General features: G+C 61.3%; 12 protein-coding genes. 9 read left to right on the top strand and 3 right to left on the bottom strand.

What is annotated here, in order from left to right:
• Positions 1–3 precede the first annotated feature (3 nt).
• Positions 4–1,065, bottom strand: a complete 1,062-nt coding sequence (locus tag CEY09_RS28470) for a LacI family DNA-binding transcriptional regulator (protein WP_088591172.1) — start codon at positions 1,063–1,065, stop codon at positions 4–6.
• Between the two features lie 112 nt (positions 1,066–1,177).
• Between CEY09_RS28470 and CEY09_RS28465 the strand changes: the two genes are divergently transcribed.
• From CEY09_RS28465 to CEY09_RS28440, 6 genes are all read left to right on the top strand, one after another.
• Positions 1,178–2,197 carry a TRAP transporter substrate-binding protein gene (locus CEY09_RS28465; RefSeq protein WP_006225236.1) on the top strand — a complete coding sequence of 340 codons (1,020 nt, stop codon included), beginning with the start codon at positions 1,178–1,180 and terminating at the stop codon, positions 2,195–2,197.
• 9 nt (positions 2,198–2,206) lie between these two features.
• Positions 2,207–4,087 (top strand): TRAP transporter large permease, encoded by a 1,881-nt coding sequence (locus CEY09_RS28460; RefSeq protein WP_088591171.1) that lies wholly within the window; start codon positions 2,207–2,209, stop codon positions 4,085–4,087.
• Between the two features lie 71 nt (positions 4,088–4,158).
• Positions 4,159–4,698, top strand: a complete 540-nt coding sequence (locus CEY09_RS28455; protein ID WP_088591170.1) for a VOC family protein — start codon at positions 4,159–4,161, stop codon at positions 4,696–4,698.
• A gap of 37 nt (positions 4,699–4,735) precedes the next feature.
• Positions 4,736–6,013, top strand: a complete 1,278-nt coding sequence (locus tag CEY09_RS28450) for a ribulose-bisphosphate carboxylase large subunit family protein (protein WP_088591217.1) — start codon at positions 4,736–4,738, stop codon at positions 6,011–6,013.
• Positions 6,010–7,356, top strand: coding sequence for a four-carbon acid sugar kinase family protein (locus CEY09_RS28445; protein ID WP_088591169.1), 1,347 nt, complete (start codon positions 6,010–6,012; stop codon positions 7,354–7,356). The genes CEY09_RS28450 and CEY09_RS28445 overlap by 4 nt, the downstream gene beginning before the upstream one ends.
• A gap of 79 nt (positions 7,357–7,435) precedes the next feature.
• Positions 7,436–7,873: an energy transducer TonB family protein gene (locus CEY09_RS28440; RefSeq protein ID WP_088591168.1), complete on the top strand. Its 438-nt coding sequence runs from the start codon at positions 7,436–7,438 to the stop codon at positions 7,871–7,873.
• A gap of 53 nt (positions 7,874–7,926) precedes the next feature.
• On the opposite strand, the gene CEY09_RS28435 is transcribed toward CEY09_RS28440, so the two are convergent.
• Positions 7,927–10,347, bottom strand: coding sequence for a DNA internalization-related competence protein ComEC/Rec2 (locus CEY09_RS28435; protein ID WP_088591167.1), 2,421 nt, complete (start codon positions 10,345–10,347; stop codon positions 7,927–7,929).
• A 367-nt stretch (positions 10,348–10,714) separates the two neighbouring features.
• Between CEY09_RS28435 and CEY09_RS28430 the strand changes: the two genes are divergently transcribed.
• Entirely contained in the window at positions 10,715–11,821 is a 1,107-nt protein-coding gene (locus CEY09_RS28430; protein WP_088591166.1) for a TnsD family Tn7-like transposition protein, read from the top strand.
• A 1,004-nt stretch (positions 11,822–12,825) separates the two neighbouring features.
• Here the strand turns inward: CEY09_RS28430 and CEY09_RS32810 are convergent.
• On the bottom strand, positions 12,826–13,044 hold the full coding sequence (locus CEY09_RS32810) for a winged helix-turn-helix domain-containing protein (protein WP_158218686.1): 219 nt from the start codon (positions 13,042–13,044) through the stop codon (positions 12,826–12,828).
• A gap of 737 nt (positions 13,045–13,781) precedes the next feature.
• Here CEY09_RS32810 and CEY09_RS28420 point away from each other — a divergent pair.
• Both CEY09_RS28420 and CEY09_RS32060 read left to right on the top strand, forming a co-directional pair.
• Positions 13,782–18,008 carry an HTH domain-containing protein gene (locus tag CEY09_RS28420; RefSeq protein ID WP_143219584.1) on the top strand — a complete coding sequence of 1,409 codons (4,227 nt, stop codon included), beginning with the start codon at positions 13,782–13,784 and terminating at the stop codon, positions 18,006–18,008.
• The gene (locus CEY09_RS32060; protein ID WP_143219583.1) at positions 17,971–19,845 is read left to right on the top strand and encodes a hypothetical protein; all 1,875 of its coding nucleotides are present in this window, start codon (positions 17,971–17,973) and stop codon (positions 19,843–19,845) included. The genes CEY09_RS28420 and CEY09_RS32060 overlap by 38 nt, the downstream gene beginning before the upstream one ends.
• Positions 19,846–20,261 lie beyond the last annotated feature (416 nt).

Below are 20,261 nucleotides of genomic sequence, written 5' to 3'. Positions count from 1 at the left end.
GGACTACGGCAGGTTCTCGCGGAAAATCACCTGGCTGCGCGCCAGCTCCACGCCGTTCATCGGGCTGCGCTTGTCGCGCAGGTTGCAGAAGATGCGCACGCAGCTCATCAACGCCTCCATCGGGCTTTGCGTGATGACGGCGTCCATCGTGCCGTCGATCAGCAAGGACCGGGTGTCAGGCGTCAAGCCGTGGCCGATGAACACCACCCGGTGCTGCTGGCCCGCCTCTTTCAACGCCCGCGCCACGCCGTCGGATGCGCCGCCAATGTTGTAGATGCCCGCCAGATTGGGATATTGCTCCAGCAACTGGCGCGTCTGTTCGTAGTTGCGTTGGGCATCGTCATAGCCTTCACGCAGGTCCACCACCTGCATGGCCTGGAACTGCTCGGCGTACAACTGCAGAAAACCGCTTTCGCGCTCTTCGTGGGCGCGGTAGTGGCGCGAACCGGCGATCAGCGCCACATGCGCCGCGCGCGACCCGATGAAGCGCGCGATCAGGTAGCCGGCCGTGCGGCCCGCGGCGCGGTTGTCCAGCCCCACATAGGCCGTGCGCGCGCTGTTGGCCAGATCGGAAATCAGCGTGACCGTCGGCACGCCCTGCCGCGCCAAGGTGTTGACGGCTTCGCGCACCACCGGGTGCTCCAGCGCCATGAAGGCGATGCCGTCGGCCCGCTTGGCGTGCTTGGCCAGCGCCTGCGCCAGGGCGTCGGGGTTGAAGCTTTCCACGTATTCGATCTGGCACTTGGCGTTCAGCGGCCCGAAGTGCTCGTGCGCGTAGCTGACGGTGTCGCCCAGCATGCGCAGGTAGCGGTTGCTGCCGCGCGGCAGCAGGAACACCAGCCGCATCGGTTCGGCCGGGGCCGCCGCACCCAGTTCCTGTTCGGGCAGGTAATCCAGTTCGAGGGCGGCCTTGAAGACCTTTTGCGCAGTATTGGCGCGCACGCCGGGCCGGCGGTTCAGCACGCGGTCGGCCGTGGCGGTGGACACGCCGGCGCGCGCGGCTACGTCGGCCAGGCGGGCGAGCTTGCGTTCGGGGGCAGTTTTATTCACATCAAAAACCATCATGAATAAGGTTTGACGATATTACCGCCTATTCACTATTGTCCACACTGCCGCATGGGATTGGCGTTTTTGTGGCACATCAAAAAACATCATAAATACGATTATGGAGACAACCATGAAGCTGCTGACACGCCGCAGTGCCCTGCGCCGCCTTTGCGCCGTTCCCGCCGTGGCCCTGGCTGGCGGATTCCCGCTGATTGCGCGCGCCGCCGACTACACGCTGAAATACGGCAACAACCTGCCGGTCACGCATCCGCTGAACATCCGCGCCCAGGAAGCCGCCGAACGCATCCTGAAAGAAAGCAACGGCCGCGTGGACATCAAGATCTTCCCGAATAATCAGCTGGGCGGCGACACCGACATGCTGGCGCAAGTGCGCTCGGGCGGCATCGACTTCTTCACGCCGTCGGCGCTGGTCATCGCTACGCTGGTGCCGGTGGCCGCCATCAACGCCGTCGGCTTCGCCTTCAAGGACTACAACCAGGTCTGGGGCGCCATGGACGGCGCGCTGGGCGCGCACGTACGCGCCGCCATCGCGCAGCGCAAGCTCTACGCGTTTGAAAAGATGTGGGACAACGGCTTTCGCCAGACCACCAGCAGCAAGGCGCCTGTCGCCTCCGCCGCCGACATGAATGGCCTGAAGATCCGCGTGCCGGTCAGTTCGCTGCCGATCTCCATGTTCAAGGGCCTGGGCGCCGCGCCCGCCAGCCTGCAGTTCAGCGAGGTGTATTCGTCGTTGCAGACCAAGGTGGTGGACGCGCAGGAAAACCCGCTGCCCATCATCCAGGTCGCCAAACTCTACGAAGTGCAGAAGTACTGCTCACTGACCAACCACATCTGGGACGGCTACTGGTTCATCGCCAACGGCCGCATGTGGGAAGGCCTGCCGGAAGACTTGAAGACGATCGTCGCGCGCGGCATCAACGAAGCCGGCCTGGCGCAACGCGAAGACATCAAGAAGCTCAACGCCTCGGTGCAGTCCGATCTGGAAGCCAAGGGTCTGCTCTTCAACCAGCCGGCCGCCGACAGCTTCCGCGAACAGTTGCGTACCGCCGGCTTCTACAAGGAATGGCAAGGCCGTTTCGGCAACGAAGCCTGGTCGCTGCTGGAACAAAGCGTCGGCAAGCTGGCCTGAGGTCGCACCATGTCCTCCCTGTCCGCCCCCCACGCCGCGGCCCCGGTGCTGCCGGCCAATCCCTTGCGCCGGGCCGCCGGCGCGCTGGACAGCGCGCTGGGCTGTGTGGTCGAGCACGCCGCCGCCGCCATCGTGCTGATCGAGATCTTCGTGCTGTTCGCCGGCGTGGTCGCACGCTACGCGTTCCATAGCCCGCTGGTCTGGTCCGACGAGCTCGCCTCCATCCTGTTCCTGTGGCTGTCGATGCTGGGCGCCGTCGTGGCCCTGCGGCGCGGCGAGCACATGCGCATGACGGCGCTGGTCAACAACGTCAGCCCGGCGCGCCGCGCGCAGCTGGAAACCGTGGCGCTGGCCGCGTCGCTGGCGTTTTTGATCCTGATCCTGGCGCCCGCGATCGAGTACGCCCACGAAGAACACTTCATCATCACCCCGGCGCTGGAACTCAGCAACGCGTGGCGCGCGTCAGCCATTCCGGTGGGCATGGGCCTGATGGCCGTGGTGGCCGTGCTGCGCCTGTTGCGCACCCAGCCGCTGCCGCAAGTGCTGATGGCGCTGGCGGGGGTGGCCGTGGTGGTAGCCGTGTTCTGGTTGGCGCAGCCGCTCTTCAAGGGGCTGGGCAAGATCAACCTGGTGATCTTTTTCGTCGGCATCGTGGCCGCCACCGTGTTCTCGGGCGTGCCCATCGCGTTCTCGTTCGCGCTGGCGACGTTTTCGTATCTGGCGCTGACCACCAATACGCCGATGGAGGTCATGGTCGGCCGGCTGGACGAAGGCATGTCGCACCTGATGCTGCTGGCGGTGCCGCTCTTCATCTTCCTGGGCTCGCTGATCGAGATGACGGGCATGGCGCGCGCCATGATCCAGTTCCTGGCCAGCATGCTGGGGCACGTGCGCGGCGGCCTGTCCTATGTGTTGATCGGCGCCATGTACCTGGTGTCGGGCATCTCGGGCTCGAAGATCGCCGACATGGCGGCCATCGCGCCCGTGCTGTTCCCGGAAATGCAGAAGCGCGGCGCCAAACCGGGCGACCTGGTGGCGCTGCTGTCGGCCACGGGCGCGCAGACCGAGACCATTCCGCCGTCCATCGTGCTGATCACGATCGGGTCGGTCACCGGCGTGTCCATCGCCGCGCTGTTCACGGGTGGTCTCTTACCCGCGGTGGTACTGGGCCTGGCGCTGTGTTCGGTGGTGTGGTGGCGCTACCGCAAGGAAGATCTGAGCCTGGCGCAACGTTTCAGCGCGAAGGAAATCGGCCACTTCTTCGTCATCGCCCTGCCCGCCGTCGCCCTGCCCTTCGTGATCCGCGCCGCGGTCGTTGAAGGGGTGGCCACGGCCACCGAAGTATCGACCATCGGCATCGTGTATTCCGCCGTGATTGGCATCCTGATCTACCGGCGTTTCGACTGGGCGCGCTTGCGGCCCATGCTGATCGAAACGGCCTCGCTGTCCGGCGCCATCATGCTGATCGTGGGCTGCGCCACCGCCATGGCCTGGGCGCTGACGCAATCGGGCTTTTCGGGCGACCTGGCCCGCCTGATGGCCGGCATGCCCGGCGGCAGCTACGGTTTCCTGGCCGTGTCCATCGTCGCCTTCATCATCCTGGGCAGCGTCTTGGAAGGCATTCCCGCCATCGTGCTGTTCGGGCCGCTGCTGTTCCCGATCGCGGTGCAGGCCGGCGTGCATGAAGTGCACTACGCGATGGTCGTCATCTTCGCCATGGGCATCGGCCTGTTCGCGCCGCCCTTCGGAGTGGGCTACTACGGCGCCTGCGCCATCAGCCGCGTCGACCCCAACGAGGGCATCGGCCCGATCTGGGGTTACATCGCCGCGCTGCTGGTCGGGTTGATTGTCGTCGCCGCCTTCCCCTGGTTCTCGATCGGTTTCCTGTGACACGACGCGGCGGGCGCCCGACGCCTGCCGCACGCCTCGCCTATTCAGCCACCTTTTCATAAAGATCCATCATGAGTCGTTTCCTGGGCGAAATCCGCCAACTCGGTTATGTGGTGCACGACATCGAAGCCGCCATGGACTACTGGAGCACCACGCTGGGCGTGGGCCCCTGGTACTACAACCCGCGCGTGCCGATCGTGAATTACCAGTACGACGGCGTCAGCCACGAGCCGCACAACTCGGTGGCGCTGGCCAACTCGGGCTTCGTGCAGGTCGAACTGATCCAGACCCGCAATGACGTGCCGTCCATGTACCGCGACTTCCTGCAGGCCGGCCGCACCGGTTTGCAGCACGTGGCGTACTGGACCGAAAGCTACGACGCCGATCTGGAACGCCTGCTGGCCCAGGGCTTCAAGCCCAAGATGAGCGGCGAAGTCGGCGAGAAGGGCCGCTTCATCTATTTCGACACCGAATACCACCCCGGCACGGTGATCGAACTGTCCGAAGTGGCTGGCCCCAAAGGCCGCCTGTTCGACCTGATCCGCAACAGCGCCACCGACTGGGACGGCAAGGATCCGGTCCGCCCGTTCCCCGACCTGAGCCGCCTGTAAAAGCCCTCCGCCCCGACACCGCTTGCCGCCCGCCACCATGAATTCCCAATTGTTTAGCGCTACCTACCTGATCGAAACGCCGATGGACCCCGTCCGGGTCGCGGAGGTCATGGCAGGCGAGCAGTCCTGCGGCACGTTCACCCGCGTGCAGGGCGAAACCGACGAACTGCGCGCCCGCGCAAGAGCGCGCGTGGAGTCCGTCGAACTGTTGGAATCCGTCGCCACGCCCAGCCTGCCCAACGCCTGGCTGGCTCGGCAGGCGGGTGGCATGCCCGAGCAGTACCAGCGGGCCCGCGTCCGCATCGCCTTCCCCGTCGCCAACGTGGGCGCCAACCTGGCGACCTTGGCGGCAACCGTCGGCGGCAACCTGTACGACCTGGGCGAAGTCACCGGCCTGCGTCTGGAAAGCATGGAGCTGCCGGCCAACTACCGCGCGCAGTTCGACATGCCGCAAGTCGGCATCGCCGGCACGCGCCAACTGACCGGCGTTGCGACCGGGCCGCTGGTGGGCACCATCATCAAGCCCAATGTCGGGCTGTCGCCCGAACAGACCGCGCATCTGGTGGCGCAGCTGTGCGCGGCAGGCGTGGACTTCATCAAGGACGACGAGGTCTGCGCCAACCCCGCACACGCCCCGCTGGCGCAGCGCGTGGCCGCCGTCATGGCGGTGGTGCGGGCGCACCGCGAACGCACGGGCCGGCAAGTCATGGTGGCCTTCAACATCAGCGACGAGACCGACGCCATGCGCCGCCACGCCGACCTGATCGAACGCGAAGAAGGCACCTGCGTCATGGCTAGCCTGAACTGGTGCGGCTTCTCGGCGATCCAGACCCTGCGCCGCAGCACGCCGCTGGCCCTGCACGGCCATCGCAACGGCTATGGCGCCCTGTCCCGCGCGCCACTGCTGGGCATGGATTTCCAGGCTTACCAGACGCTGTGGCGGCTGGCGGGCGTGGACCATATGCACGTGCACGGCTTGCAGGGCAAGTTCGCCCAGGACGACCGCGAAGTCGTCGAGTCCGCGCGCGATTGCCTGGCGTCGCTGACGCTGGGCATCGACGACCCCGTCATGCCGGCGTTCTCGTCCGGCCAATGGGCCGGCACCGTCCCAGCCACGTGGTCGGCGGTACGCACCGACGACCTGATGTTCATGTCGGGCGGCGGCATCCTGGCCCATCCGGACGGCCCCGCCGCCGGCGTGCAGAGCATCCGCCAGGCTTGGCAGGCCGTGCGCGAAGGGCAGTCGCTGGAAGACTTCGCGCGGCATGCGCCGGAACTGCAACGCGCCCTGGCCTTCTTCGGAAACCGCGCATGACTGGCGCCGAAGACGGCACGTCCGCACCGCGCGTCTGCTGGTACGGCGACGACTTCACGGGCGCAACCGACACGCTGGCCGAAGTGGCCCGCGCGGGCCTGCGCAGCCTGCTGTTCCTGGGCGTGCCCACGCCCGAACAACTGCGCCGCGCGGGTCCGTTGGACGCCTTGGGCATCGCGGGCGCCGCGCGCGCCATGGCGCCCGATCAGATGGAAGTCGAGCTGCGCGCCGTCGGCCGCTTCATGGCCGCCACCGGCGCTCGCGTGCTGCACTACAAATGCTGTTCCACCTTCGACAGCGCGCCGCACGTCGGCAGTATCGGCGTCGCCATCCGCGAACTGCGCCGCCACATGCCGAACCCGCTCGTGCCCATCGTGGGCGGACAACCCGGCATCGGGCGCTATTGCAGCTTCGCCCAACTGTTCGCCCGCGCGGGCAGTGCGCCCGAGATTCACCGCATCGACCGCCATCCGGTCATGAGCCAGCACCCCGTCACGCCCATGCACGAGGCCGACCTGCGCCTGCATCTGGCGGCCCAAGGGGTAGCCGACATCCGTTCGGTACCGCACACCGCCTACCCGCGCCTGCGGCAAGCTGCCGACGCCCCCGGCGTGGAGGACTGGATCGACAGCATCATCGACACCTCCGACGGCCCCGTGTTGTTCGACGTGATCGACGATGAGCAGTTACCCATCATCGGCCGCCTGATCTGGCGCGCGGCCGCCTGCGTGCCGCTGCTGGCGGTCGGGCCCAGCAGCGTGCAGCAAGCGCTGGCCCGCGCCCACGCGCCCAGCCGCGCGAGCGCCCCTGCCGCCCCCTTGGCGGCGGCGGCCGGGCCTGTCCTGATCGTGGCCGGCAGCCTGTCGCCCGTCACGGCCGGGCAGATCGCCGCGTGTCGGCAATACACGCGCCAGCCGCTACAGGTGCGCCTGCTGGACGACCCGGACTATGCCGCGCAACAGGTCCGCCAGGCGGCCTCGCTGCTAGCCGACGGACGCAACGTGCTGGTCCATACCGACCGCCCCCCGCAAGCCGTCACCGCCCAACAGGCGGCCGCCACGGCAAGCGGCACCGCGCAACTTGCGGCGTCGATCGTCGCAGCAAGCGCCCAAGCGGGCAAGCGGCTGTCACGCATTGGCATCGCCGGCGGCGACACTTCCAGCCAGGCCACGCTGGCGTTGGGGTTGTGGGGGCTGGCCTTCCATCGCGTATTGGCGCCAGGGGTCACCGTCAGCGTCGCCCGCAGCGACGATCCAGTCATCGACGGCGTCGAACTGATGCTCAAGGGCGGCCAGATGGGCGGCGACCGGCTGTTCGACGATCTGGCCACGGGCACGGCATAAGGCGCGTGCGGTCGTCGGTTATGCTGGCCGGGATTTGTCCGGCGGATGGCCGGACGGCCCCCACCCAGGAGATCCCCTCATGTCTTGGCGGTTCCGCGCATCTCTTATCGCCGCCCTCGCCCTGTGCCTGCCCTTGCCTTTGCTCGCCAGCACCTTGACCACGCAGGCAGAATGGCACACCGCCATCCGCCAGCAGCTGCAACGCAAGATCGAAGCGCCCCCACAGATCCACGAGGCGAACGCGGACCTGAACGTCCAGGTGCGCATCGTCGTCCTGCCCAGCGGCGTCATCGACACCGTGACCCTGGCTCGATCCTCGGGCAACGTCGCGGTAGACAATGCGACGCTCGCCATGATCCGGCGCGGCGGCAAACTGCCCGCCTTCACCCCTGACATGGCGCCCGACAAGCAAATCGTCATGCTGCCCGTGCGTTACGTTGTAGAGAAAAGCGACATCGCTCCCCCGCCGGCGCCCCCGCCTCTCGTGAAGCAAACCCGCAAGAACGCGCCGGACTGATCCAAGGCCTCTTGTGCCCATGCAGGGCGTGAGCGGCATCGCCCCGGTTCCGCCTAGCGCCCGTGCCAATACCGCCGCCCGCGGTCCCGCTGCGACCACACGTCCAACCCTTGCGTGCTGGATACCGCCATCACCGCCCCGTCCCGGTCGCTGCGCCAGAACGCTGCCCCCGCACGCAACCAGCGCCGCTCGACCGCCGGCGCCGGATGCCGAAAACGGTTCAGGTGACCGGCCTGCGCCAAAGCGTGGGTGGCCTGTGTCGCCACTACCCAGTCCCGTCCAGACGATGACGCCGAGCCGTGATGCGCCGCCATCACCACATCCGTCGCAGAGACGCCGCGCGCGACCAGTTCGCGCTCCTGAGCAACGCCGATGTCGCCGGTCAGCAGCAGCGAATGGCTGACGCCCTCCACGCGCAGCACGCAACTGTCCGCGTTGCGGTCAGCAACCGCTCCGCTGCCGCCACCGCCCGGATGCAGGAAGGTGAACGTCACGCCATCGACTTCCCAGACGTCGCCCCGTCGGCACCGCAACCTCTCTTGCGGCAAGGCCGGCTGCGCAGCGGCATCCGGCCACAGCCGAGCATCCCGCCGCACAAACGCCGCCACATCAAACGACGCATAACTGCGCTCCACCGGCACCGCGGCCAACACCGCCCGCGTGCCGCCCACGTGGTCCTGGTCGGCATGCGACAGCACCAGCACGTCCAGCGCGCCGATCCCGCGCGCCTGCAAAAACGGCGCCACCACGCGTTCGCCGGCGTCGCTCCCGCCGTAATGGCGCGGGCCGGCATCGAACAGCAACGTCTGGCTTGCGGTTTCAACCAGAATGGCGCTGCCCTGCCCCACATCCAGCGCGCTCATCCGCCAATGGCCAGGGTCCGGACGGTCCGGCCTCCAGCACAGCAATGGCAGCATGCATACCCACCCTGCATACCGCGCCGGCCAGCCCCGTGTCTGCAGGGCCCACACCATTCCCGCCACCGCCAGCAGCAGCCACGGCCACGGTGCGGCCGCCACCGCAAAGCTCGCCCATCCCGCGTTGCCCACCCACGCCACCGGCACCATCGTGTAATCGAACGCGGTCACCCCCAACTGCCCAACCCAGGCCGCGGCGCCCTCTGCACCCGGCACCACCGACAGCGCCGCGCAGAGCAGCGCCAGCGGCGTCACAACGAACGTCACCGAGGGAATCGCCACCGCGTTGGCCAGCGGAGACCCCACCGACACCTGATACACCAGGAACGCCAGCAGCGGCGTCAACCCCAGAGTGACCAGCAACTGCAGGCACGTTGCCTGCCCCAGCCGGGCCATCCAGCGCTGGCGCCAGCTCGCCTCCGCGTCGAACGGCGCATCCGCGATACGCAGCAGAATCGCCACCGCTCCAAACGACAACCAGAACCCCACCGACAGCGGCGCCCACGGGTCCAACGCCACCACCCCCGCCGCCGCGCACGCCAGCACCCGGCCCGCCGTCAGCGGCAGCCGCGACATCGTGGCTGCCAGCACCACCGACAGCATGAAAAACGTCCGCCGCGCGGGCACGCCCCATCCCGCCAACAGGCAATACAGCAAGGCAACGACGGCCGCCGCCGCGCCGCCCGCAACGCGCGACGGCGCAAACTCCGCCAAGCCCACGCCCCGCCATCGCGCCCGCCGCCACAGCGCCGCCACCAGCACCCCCGCAATGCCGGCGATTGAGGTCACGTGCATACCGCTGATCGACACCAGATGCGTGATGCCGCTGCGGTTGAAGATGCGCCAGTCGTCCCGCGCCACACCAGCCTGATCCCCGATCGCCAACGCAATCAGCACCGGCGCATAGCGATGCTCGCCCAACGCCTTGCGCAAGCCCTCCCGCACCAGATGCCGCGCCCGTTCAATGGCGATGCCCGGCGACACCCAGGGCGCGTCATCCAGCAAACGCGGCTGCCCCCGCACCGTGCCCACTGCGCGCAAACCCCGGGCAAACATCCGCGCCTCCGCATCGGGCCCCGCCGGATTCAGCACGCCATGCGGACGTCGCAACACCAGCGCCATGCGCCAGACCTGGCCGGGCAGCAGCTGGGGCAGTTCCTGCAAGCTTCCCCGTTTTGCGCCCGGCGGCGCCTGCCACGTCACCTGGATACGCGACGGAATGCCGGGCCGGCCGGGTTCCGCCAATTCGGCCACGAAGCGTTGATGTTGTTCGTCTCCGTCCGGCAGTTCAGCCACGCGCACGATCAAGCGCGACACCTGATCCTGGTGGAGGTCCGCCAAGGCGTCATCCAGCCGGTGTTGGGCCTGAAGGCTGGCGTTGAGCGTGCCCATACATAGTCCCAGCGTTAGGGCACAGGCAATACGGAGCGCGTCGTGACGGCAGCGCGCCCAGCAGCCTGCGGCAACGATCCCCCCGCCCGCGACCAGCCACAACAGCGTCCGTCCCGGCAATGCCGGCAAGCATTGCACCAGCGCTGCGCCGGCGACGAACGCCAAACAGAATGAACGACCGGTAATGACCCTCTCCTAAAGCCAGGAGCGTAGGTCGTGACGCAACACGTCGGGTCATCGAATGAACATGGTTGTCCACCTCGGGCGGCCGTAAGGAGGGCTTGCCGATCGATACGGGGACCCATGCGGAGATGACGGAACGTTAGACGCGAGACTGTTTCGTCAACGTCACCGCTTTACCCATGGTGACAGCGCCACTGGCATAGGACTAGTTGACAGGAGCCTGCTTGGAAACTGCAGTCTGAGCTAGCCCGGGTTTTCCGGACACCCGAAGAAGTAGACACTACTTGAAGGAGTTTGAACGGCTGGGCTTTGTCGCTAACGCCGAGGCTGTCATACCTGTGGATTGATCATGTTCGCGCCGACTCCCTACCCAGACGAAGTTCTTGGAAGCACGCTCGCGAGAGCGTGCATTTGGTATGGGCTGCGTCCGACGCAGCTCTTCAAGCGCGTCATCCGGAAGTCGGCGCAAACATCCTCTTTTTTGCCGAACTCTATTCAATCGATCGCCAATTGGCTTGGGGCAACGCCTGAAGCTCTGCTGCAAGAACACACAATGCTTCCGTATTGCGCGGCATTCGCTGACGCGAGCACGCGCCTGCACTCACCTTTTTTCTTCTCTCGACATGCACACGAGTCGAACTGTTTTCGCGCTTGCGCAAGCTGCATGGAGACAGACCTGAAAGAACTCAAGGAGAGCTACTGGCATCGCTCACACATGCTTCCGGGCGTCACACGCTGCCCAGCTCACAACGAGCAGCTGCTGCGGGCAAAGAGTGGCGCTCCTCACTCATGCGCTGCAGCCATGGACTTTGCAATGCCTCACCTATGCGACCTTACTCTCGAGACCGATCCAGGCTACAGCCCCCAACTACTTAAATCATGGATTGCCATATCCGTCAGCACCTTGAGTGCCGACTGGAGCCTGCGGGATAACTGGCATGACATCTACCGACAAAAGGCACTCGAACGTGGCTATATCTATAAACATCGCCAGATAGCATCAGCCGCTTTATCCCAAGATCTAATCAATGCTTTCGGACGCTCCTTCCTCGCCACCATCAACGCGCTCCCTAACGGCGGCGCCAGGGCCAGCTGGCCGGCCTTGCTTCTGCGTAAGCAATTGCCTTCAGGCCGCTTAGCGGCGCCAAAGCATATCTGCATGGCAAGCTTCCTGAACACCGAGGATATCAACCGTGCAAATTTTCAATACCCCGCGCCCGGACCGGCACCCAGGGATTGCCACGCATTGGATCTCGATGGCGTGGAGATCATCACCCGTCTGTGGGCTGAGCTACGTGCCGAAAGCAAGCGGGCTACGGTCCGATCGCTAATGACGCGACTTCGGTACTCCTGTCTGTATCGGCACCATCCCACTTCCTTCCCGCTTACTCGAGCCCTCATAGAACGGTTTCGTCATTCAGATCAGTCCGAGCGGCAGATCGGTCGGCGCAACTAAGGCCCACGCAAACAAACGCAACTAGCAGTACTGATGCAGAATATTCGTAGCACCCTACAACCCTATTGGCTGGACAAAATAAGTTGGAAAACCCACACCCCTCATCTGAATTTCTTGTCCCCATTGGGCGAGCAAACTGTGCCTTTAACGTCAAAAACATTCGGGGACACCTATCGCTTACCCCACGTAGGATCCTATGTCAGCATTGGCGCAGAGGTTGATCTTGGACACTTAGAAGAAAGCGAGGCTCACAAATTTCTTGAGCCCCACGGGCTTGCAGCGTTGAACTCATCTAGCCATCAAGTTTGGAGCACGACGATATGCCGTTACACCTGGCCCGACGGCGAACCGGCTTACTTCAAGGTCACGATTCCTGCCAGTTGCCTCATCGCGGCACTGCTCCCAATTAGCGACTTCCTGCCTGCAGTTTTCCGTGGTCACTCGCCATACGAGCTCTGTAACCCTCCTTGTAAATGGCCACAGAAGGGCGACCTACGATTTGGCCCGCATCGAATTAACCCCGGCTCGGCCGCCTCCCACGCAATTGCGTGGATCACACGTTTTCCCACAGCCATGCGCATGTGGCGATCAGTCACCCAGAGTGCTCGCCAAGGCCGCATTGCCCTGCAGCTGCCCGCAGCCAGAGGCCACATGCGACTTGCCGGCCGCTCAGACGGCAAGTCCATTCTCGTCGATACCGTCAACGTGAGAGAGCTATGGGCCCTTGAGCCGCCTCTTGGATATGCCCGCAGCGGGGAACACCACGAATGGAGCGTTCGGACCTCAAAGGTGGGTCTATTCAGGAGATACGCCACGGTCCCTAACACAACGGAGATCAAGCGCTATGGATTCGCGCCAGGGGCCCAGCTTAAGTTAAGTTGAAGGTGGATGTGACCGGATTTGCTCGCTTTGCTGCCACTGCATCAGGGGGGCTTCCAGCATTGGCCAGCCAGTGTGCTACACCTCGCCTGCCATATTGCCCATCCCATAACCGGCCGGACAATCTACAAGCCGAGCTTTCGCTGAAGGTTGTGAACTATCGCGGCAATGATGTTGCCCTTAAGCCGAGGCTCACGACCATATACGGTGTCCATCAGTTCATCCAACGAGGAAATGCGGCTCGGCCTGGTCACTAGCCCCTCAACAAGGACAAACTCGTAACGGGTAACCTTATCCTCAACGCCGCCTTTGCTAACGCGCCTGCTGGTGCGATCCAGCTGCACACCTCGATGAGCCAACTCACTGACAACACTTTTCTGATGACGCCTCACCACCGCTCACGTTCTCACGCACACATCGGCCATCGCAATTAGCCTCACCGTGTCCTCATCGACACCGGCACCGAGGGCGGCGCTGAGAAGCAGCCTTACCTCTAGTTTTGACCTGTACGGATACTCCCGGGGCACGTCAGTCTGTTAAACGACAGCTTCACGCCGGCCTGATAGGGCCAAGCGTCCAGCGGCGGGCCAGCAAACTCCGGGCCGTTATCCACGATGATAGATCGGGGCAACCCACGCAGTTCCGCGAGCCGCTCCCACAGCTCATAGGGGCGACGAACGGCACCCGTTGCAGTGCTATCGCCGCAAACTCAGACACTGTATTTGCTCGGATCGGGCTCGTGCCACCATCCTCAAAGCAAAGCCGCAACTATCTCGGATGGACCTCATCGCATTCCGGCTGAAATTGCCTCTCCGCCGATATCAGCTCTGTGCATCGCATTGTTCACTTGACATCACATTCCCTGTCGTCCTCTCAGCACCGCTGGTAAACTTTGTCACCAATAGAAATATCCCAATCGCACGAGTGGGCCTGCGCTGCGAAGGCAGAAAATTGTAGCGCTCCGAAATATAACCATCCCAATAGCCCACCGTGTAGGCAACTACCGAGATTAGTCTATGCAGAGTGGAGCGGGACCACGATCAATACAAATGGTGACTTCATGGAGATACTAAAGCCTCTCATGACCGTTCTGCGCGCGGCGTGGCCGTATCTAAAAAGACGGCTTGCCGAACGCGCCGCAGGCAAAGGTCGGGATCCGGCACCAACCTCTATCAGCGACAAAATGATGGATGACGCACTTCGTCGCTTAGGCGCGATGAACGCTGAAGACCCCCTATTCAAGCGCTTGATCGTAGGGATAGAAGGGAAAATAACTCGGCCGGATTGTTTCAGAAAGCCCAGCGTTAGAGAATGGCTCAGCATTCCACGCGTTAGAGATGGGCTTAAGCTTAGTGCCGAAAGAGCGATAGCTCGGGGAGTCGCCCCTGCCGATGTACTCGATCGGGTGGCAGATGACTACGCAGAAATTACCGGGGAGCATCGTAGCCTTGCTGCTGGCCCTATCCAGATCGTAATTTCGTTTCTTCAGGTGAGCATTCAAGAAGGCGTGAAAGATCCTGCAATGGCGGCTGTCTTACAAGCGACGTCATCGGAGATCACTCGCGAGTTGAAAACCGGGCTTTCAGACCTGACCGATGCCACGGCTTTGGCGGGAAACAGATTTGTTCTAGATCAGATCACGCAGGACGCCCGCAACGAACTCGACCGGATTCTTCGAAGAAGAGCTACGCAGGGGGAGAAAACGACGGAGGACCTTCGACAACTTGTCGGGGCGTTTGAAAAGGGAGCACGTTTTTTTGCGGCAGATTCAGCGTTGAAAAATGACGCTGTCAGTTGGCTCGCGCGGGCAGAAGCGAATGCTGGCAACGGCCCCGAGGCTAAACGGCTGCTGGATGACTTGAAGCAGAAGGGATACGTGGTTACCGACGCTGTACGGGCACTAGTCGATCTAGCGCAGGATGCGCCCACCGCTGCACTACAACGCGTGCGCGATTTACATGACGCGGATAGCCAGGCAGTTATGTTCTCTATTATCGCGAGAACCCAAGGGCGAGAAATGGCCCTTCAGTATGTTGACGATCTCCGTCCGCTCGCCGCAACTGCATTCACGGCGATCGGGTGGTGCAACGTATGCTCGAGCCTCATTGCTGAAGGTAAGGCATCCACTGCTGCCGACTTGCTGGAACGACTGCCCGAGGAAGTGCTCAGGGAGTGCACTAGCCTTTACTTCCTTTACGCTGTTAGCCAATTGCTGCCAATGTTTCCGGAGGAGGTGCAACCGAGCCTCATGCTCGCTGGCCTCCCTGCGGTAGTCCAACATGCGCTTGACGGTCCGGAGTCGACAGCGAGAATGACGATCGCGCTGAACGCTCTCGAACGGGCCAAGCATTGCGCCGCTGATGCCAATGACAATGTGATCGAAGAACATTGCGCCGACGGAATTCAATATCTACGCCTGATGGATGATCGGACGAAAGATGAAGAAACGGCAAGGATCGTGGAGGCGATGAAAGACGGCGCCACTGCCGTGAAGTTGGTCGCAATAGCTCGCTCGTGGAATATTATGTTTGACCCTCAGCCAATTCAGGACTATCTAAGTCGCGCACATCGGCTGGGTGGTCTGAATCGAGAACAACGCAAGGCGCAGTTGCTCCTACTGGATACCGCGGATCAAAGTTTAGAACGTCTCCGATTTCTTGAGGATGAGTGGCAAAATTTGGTCGCAGACCTTGGGTTCGAGTTCCTCGTGGTTAAGAAAATGGAAGCACTCGTTCAAACGAGGGATGTCGACGGTGCCGCCATATTTCTTGAATTACACTCAGACCAACTGGAGGAGCCACTACGCACTCGGATAAAATTAATGCTGGATAACGCTCGTGGCGAGGATCCTACCGCGGCTGCGGTAGCGTTGTTCAACGAGTCGGAAGCCATCGAAGATTTACATAACCTTGTTCGAGTCCTCGAAAGCCGCAAGAGATGGAAGAGGCTGGCTCCATATTCCGAGATGCTCTATCGTCGGGAGCCGAATTTCTACAGTGCAATGCTGCGCCTACGCTGTCTTGAGCAAACCCAAGCCAACGCAGATGTGATCTGCACCTTCCTCGACAGCACAGTAGGCCGCGTGGAGCAACGGCCCGAAGTTCGATCAGCTAGGGCCTGGGCTCAGTTCGCCGTTGGCAACCACGCTGAAGCGAAACGGTTAAATGACGAACTGCTCGCCGAGCGGGACGATGCAAATGACTTCTCCTTGGACGTGAACATTGCGGTCCGAACGGGTGATTGGGAGCGTTTTAGAACAATCGGAGCTGGGGGGTTGGAGCGTCGTTCCCAGTTGGACGCGAGGATGCTATTGGGCCTCGCGCAATTAGTAAGCCTATTCGACCCCGGCCAGTCGCTACTCCTGGCACAAGAGGCTGTGGCCCAAGAGGGAGACAACCCCGCAATTCTTGTGGGTGCGCATGCCATAGCAATAGCCGCAAAAAGGGACGATTTAGCGATGCCCTGGGTTCATAAAGCAACAGAGCTATCGAAAGATGGTGGACCCATTTCATCCTTTTCTTTACGAGAAATGGTGGAATTTATGAAGGGCAACGAGGAAAGCTGGAATCAGAAGAACGAGATGTATCGCACTGCGCAGATGCCCATACACATGGCAGCTTCGGTCTTCACCGCCCCGTTTTCTCAGCTACTCATCGCTATTCCGCGCCGGAACGCTCGGGAAGCGGATCCGAGACGATGGAAGCCTGTACCCATCCGTTCCGGAAAACGCGCACCCGTCGTTCCACTAAACAGTTCGCGCGTCGCCCTTGACGTCACCGCGCTTTTTATCCTGCACGAACTCGGTTTGCTGGAGACGACATTAGGCTCTCTGGACGAGGTGTTTATCTCTCCACGACTTATGGACGTGCTGCTTGAAGACCGCGGACGAATTGCATTTCATCAGCCGTCTCGCGTCGCCGAAGTCAAGCCCTTGATCACATGGATCGCCAGAGGGCAGATAAAACTAGGCGGGCTCAAGGCGGAAATCGGACTGGCGACAGAAATCGGCGAAGAGGCGGCAGCCTTACTTGTGGAGGCTGAGGCCAAGGCTGGTAAATACGTTCACCCGGGACCGCTGTTCAGGGTCAGCTCCTATATGGAGGAGGAAGCCGATTTGGGAGTCATGTCCCAGCGGATTGCTGATCCGATCGACATTCTGGAAGCTCTACTGAATGAAGGCCTCATCACGCAAGCGCACGGAGATGAAGCGAGACAATCTATGGATCGGACGCAGAGGGGCGCGCGTCAAGCCATTCCTCCAAATACACCTTTATACCTGAACGGGGCCTCTGTTCAATACCTTAACCACGCGAAACTGCTTCAGCCACTGCTAAATTCCACTCATGAAGTATTTATTCACAAAAGCACGCTTGAGGAGTGGCATGCGCTACTTGAAACTGAGCCCATGACCGATGAGCTTATCGAAGCTGTCAACGGGCTCCGCAAAATAATTCGCTCCGCCCTAATATCGGGCAAGGTGAAGTTTCTCGCGCAGAATCGCAAGCAAGGGGACATGCTGAACGCCACTACAATGCTTCCCTTGCACGATCTGCTGGGGGATTACCTCAATGTCGACGCAGTGGTGCTAGATGACCGCATGCTCGGAAATAACATTGAACTTGTAGATTCAACCGGAAAAAGTGTGCCTATTCTGTCAAGCCTCGATGTGCTTGATGTGTTGATACGGAAGGGAGTGCTGAGCGAAACGGAGAGGCGCGAAGCGCTGCATCAGTTGCGTGCCCAGTGCTTCTTCTGCATTCCCATTCTCCCAGATGACGTGGATTTCTACTTGAACCAGGCTCCAATTGAAGATGGTCAACTAAAAGAAACTGCAGAACTTAGGACCCTTAGACAATATCTTGCGCGCTTAAATGCGACAGATGTGTTGTGCACGGACGCGGATCTGACGTACCACGAAAGCCTGTGGAAACTCGCCCACTTACTCATCGGGAGGCTCTGGACCAACGGGTCGATACCGACTAACGAGGCCACAATAAAATCCGATTGGATTGTTGACCACGTCCTTCCGGATCTGGCGCTAGCGATGCGGTTTTCACCTGGGTTCGAATTACGTATCGAAGAGGTCGCGGCCACACAACTGAGTCTTTTCCTAGGGGTTCCCACCGCCGATCCAGCACGTCGAACAGCCTACGCCAACTGGGTGGAAAGCTGCCGCATCTTGCCTCTGTTACCTGCCAACTCGCAAGTCTTAGAGTTTGTAGCCGACCAAGCTGCTCAGTCACTCGCCCGGCGAACATTGGAAATCGCAAATGAGCTTGAAAAAAAATATAGCGTTAATTCAGCTTAAGGACTTCCCTCCGACTATAGCGGAGCTGCTCCTGAAGCGACATGACATTGTCGAACTAGTCGAAGCAGGCGAGGCAGAGGTACCGGGAGTTGGGCGCTTCAAGTTTATCGATATGCGCAAAGCTCTAGCAGAAGCCCCCCTAGAGACATTTGTAGAAATTTCCTCCCTAGAAGCCGGGCCCGTCTACGCAGCTCGGGCCGCAAATGCAATGTTTCGGGTCAAAGGGCAGTCGGGGCATCAAACAGATATTCCAGAACTCTCCCTGCTCGATCCTTCAGCAGATATCCGGACTGAGGGTATTCGACACCTCGCTAATCGAGCGCTTCCCAATTGGCCACGTGCGTTAATTTGGCAGGAACGCGTGTCGAGTGCACCGCTTTCTGATAGTGACTTCGAATTAGTACTGGAAGAGCTGCGACAGCTAGCACAACCAACACTCGCCAGGATCTTACAAAGCCTCCAAAGCGGGGGCTTTAGTATCTCAGAGATAATTCCCAAGGCCACGGCCTACTACGAATCGATCTTGGGATCAATCCCGGAACACATCGGACCTAAGGAGTATGCCGCGGAATTGCTCACACCTCACCTCGCTGCCATCAGTGTAAAGAGTCCTCCTTGGGCCCTTAGGTGCCTTCAAGCAGTCTGCGTTACAGAAAGTGTAGATCCGGTGGCTGCCATGGCTTTTGTGTCGAACGACGACCTGTTGACTGCCTTTCAAATAATAGGCATCGGCGTCACTCCTTTCGCTCTAATGGTCACTTACGAGCTATCTAGAGCTCGCGCGTCTTCCGATGAGCGATTTAGCCCGATTTCGCGAGAGGCCCTAAAGCATCTCATCGAGAACGGCGAAAAAGAGGAAGCGCGAATCGAACATGTCGATCTTCTGATTAAGCTAGCGCAACTGACAATGGCTTCGATCAGCCAGGCGAGCGCCCTAGCGCCGGCGCCCGTATTTTGGCGAAGGCTGGCAGCGTTTACCCATGCAACCATCATTCTCGAAACCATTTTCCTGTCCGACGAGGAAGCGCACGATTTAACAAGCCAACTCGACGGCAATCTCGCCGCAGACTACATGACGGTCGAAATGCTTGATCATCTTGCGGAGCCCAGATGGAGCTTTGAGGACCTTAGCCCCCGCCAACTTTGGGGTACCGCATTGCTTCGCGCGACGGACAACGCATCGGCAGTAGGGCTTCCTGCTACACAGACGGCATCGCAGCCCGAAGAACTCGAGTCATACTGTCGACTGCTAATCGGCTTGCCCGACATTATTGATGGTGGTAGGCGCGACTGGGCGCTCCACCCTGCCAAGTCGCTAGACGAGGATATTCTCGATCCCTATTCTCACCTTGAAAGCGAGAGTAAGCAAATGCAGATGTTTACGGCGTTAGCGCATTATGCTCGGGCACACCACTTCAACGAGAGCCTACTATCAAAAGCGTGCCAAATTATCAAGGCGTTCTCTCCGCCGACGGAAGACTGTTTTAGGCAAACTGTTTTGACACTCGAGCCTTGCTGCAAAGCAGCAAGCAGGCAGGGAGATGTGAAACTGGCAGAAGCGGCAGTGGAGAAAATTCTCGAATACTGCGATAACTTGAACGACCCCAAACAAGTTGAGCCCATAGTATGGCTAATCCTGCTAGCTGCCGGCGCAGAAAAAGATAAGATTTCCGCCTCCAAATGGGCAGGAGACAAGTTACTAACCCTCGCCTACAAGTTGCCACGTGGTGCATCATGTTCCGCGCTCGCCGCAATTATCCCGCGTTTTCAACGTCTGATTCCTCTTGGAGAACGACATTGGGGAAAAGCATTGATTACAGCTAGCTCAGCTTGCTAGCTTAGTCGCACGCAGTTTTCCCTAGACCACCTCAAGCGACTTGGCGCTCTGATTTGCTCGCGAAATAAGATCGCCTTCCCAATGCCCTGGCCATGCGCGGTCTTCGATCTCCGTAGGACGACAGCGAATTGAGATGCCGTCGGAAGTGCCGCGCTCTGAACAGCATCTACAAAGTGCTACAGTATTTTATTGAATGTTTCTACATGCCTCGAAGGTCACAATGCTGCCGTCAATCAGTCCACCCGTCAGTGAGTCCATCGTTTTCTTTGATGCACCCAATAAACAGACGGCTCCAAGGCAAGCGCCTGCTGAACACACCCTTGACGGTTCTGCTTATGCAGCAGGTTGCCACCGATGCGGCAGCAGCTCAGCGATCTGGCTGTTTTTCTGCGTGGGCAGGCGCGTGAGCACGTCCT

It is taken from the genome of Achromobacter marplatensis, from assembly GCF_002209535.1.
In the GTDB taxonomy this organism is placed as follows: domain Bacteria; phylum Pseudomonadota; class Gammaproteobacteria; order Burkholderiales; family Burkholderiaceae_B; genus Achromobacter; species Achromobacter marplatensis.
This window is presented reverse-complemented; position numbering and strand designations above follow the sequence as displayed.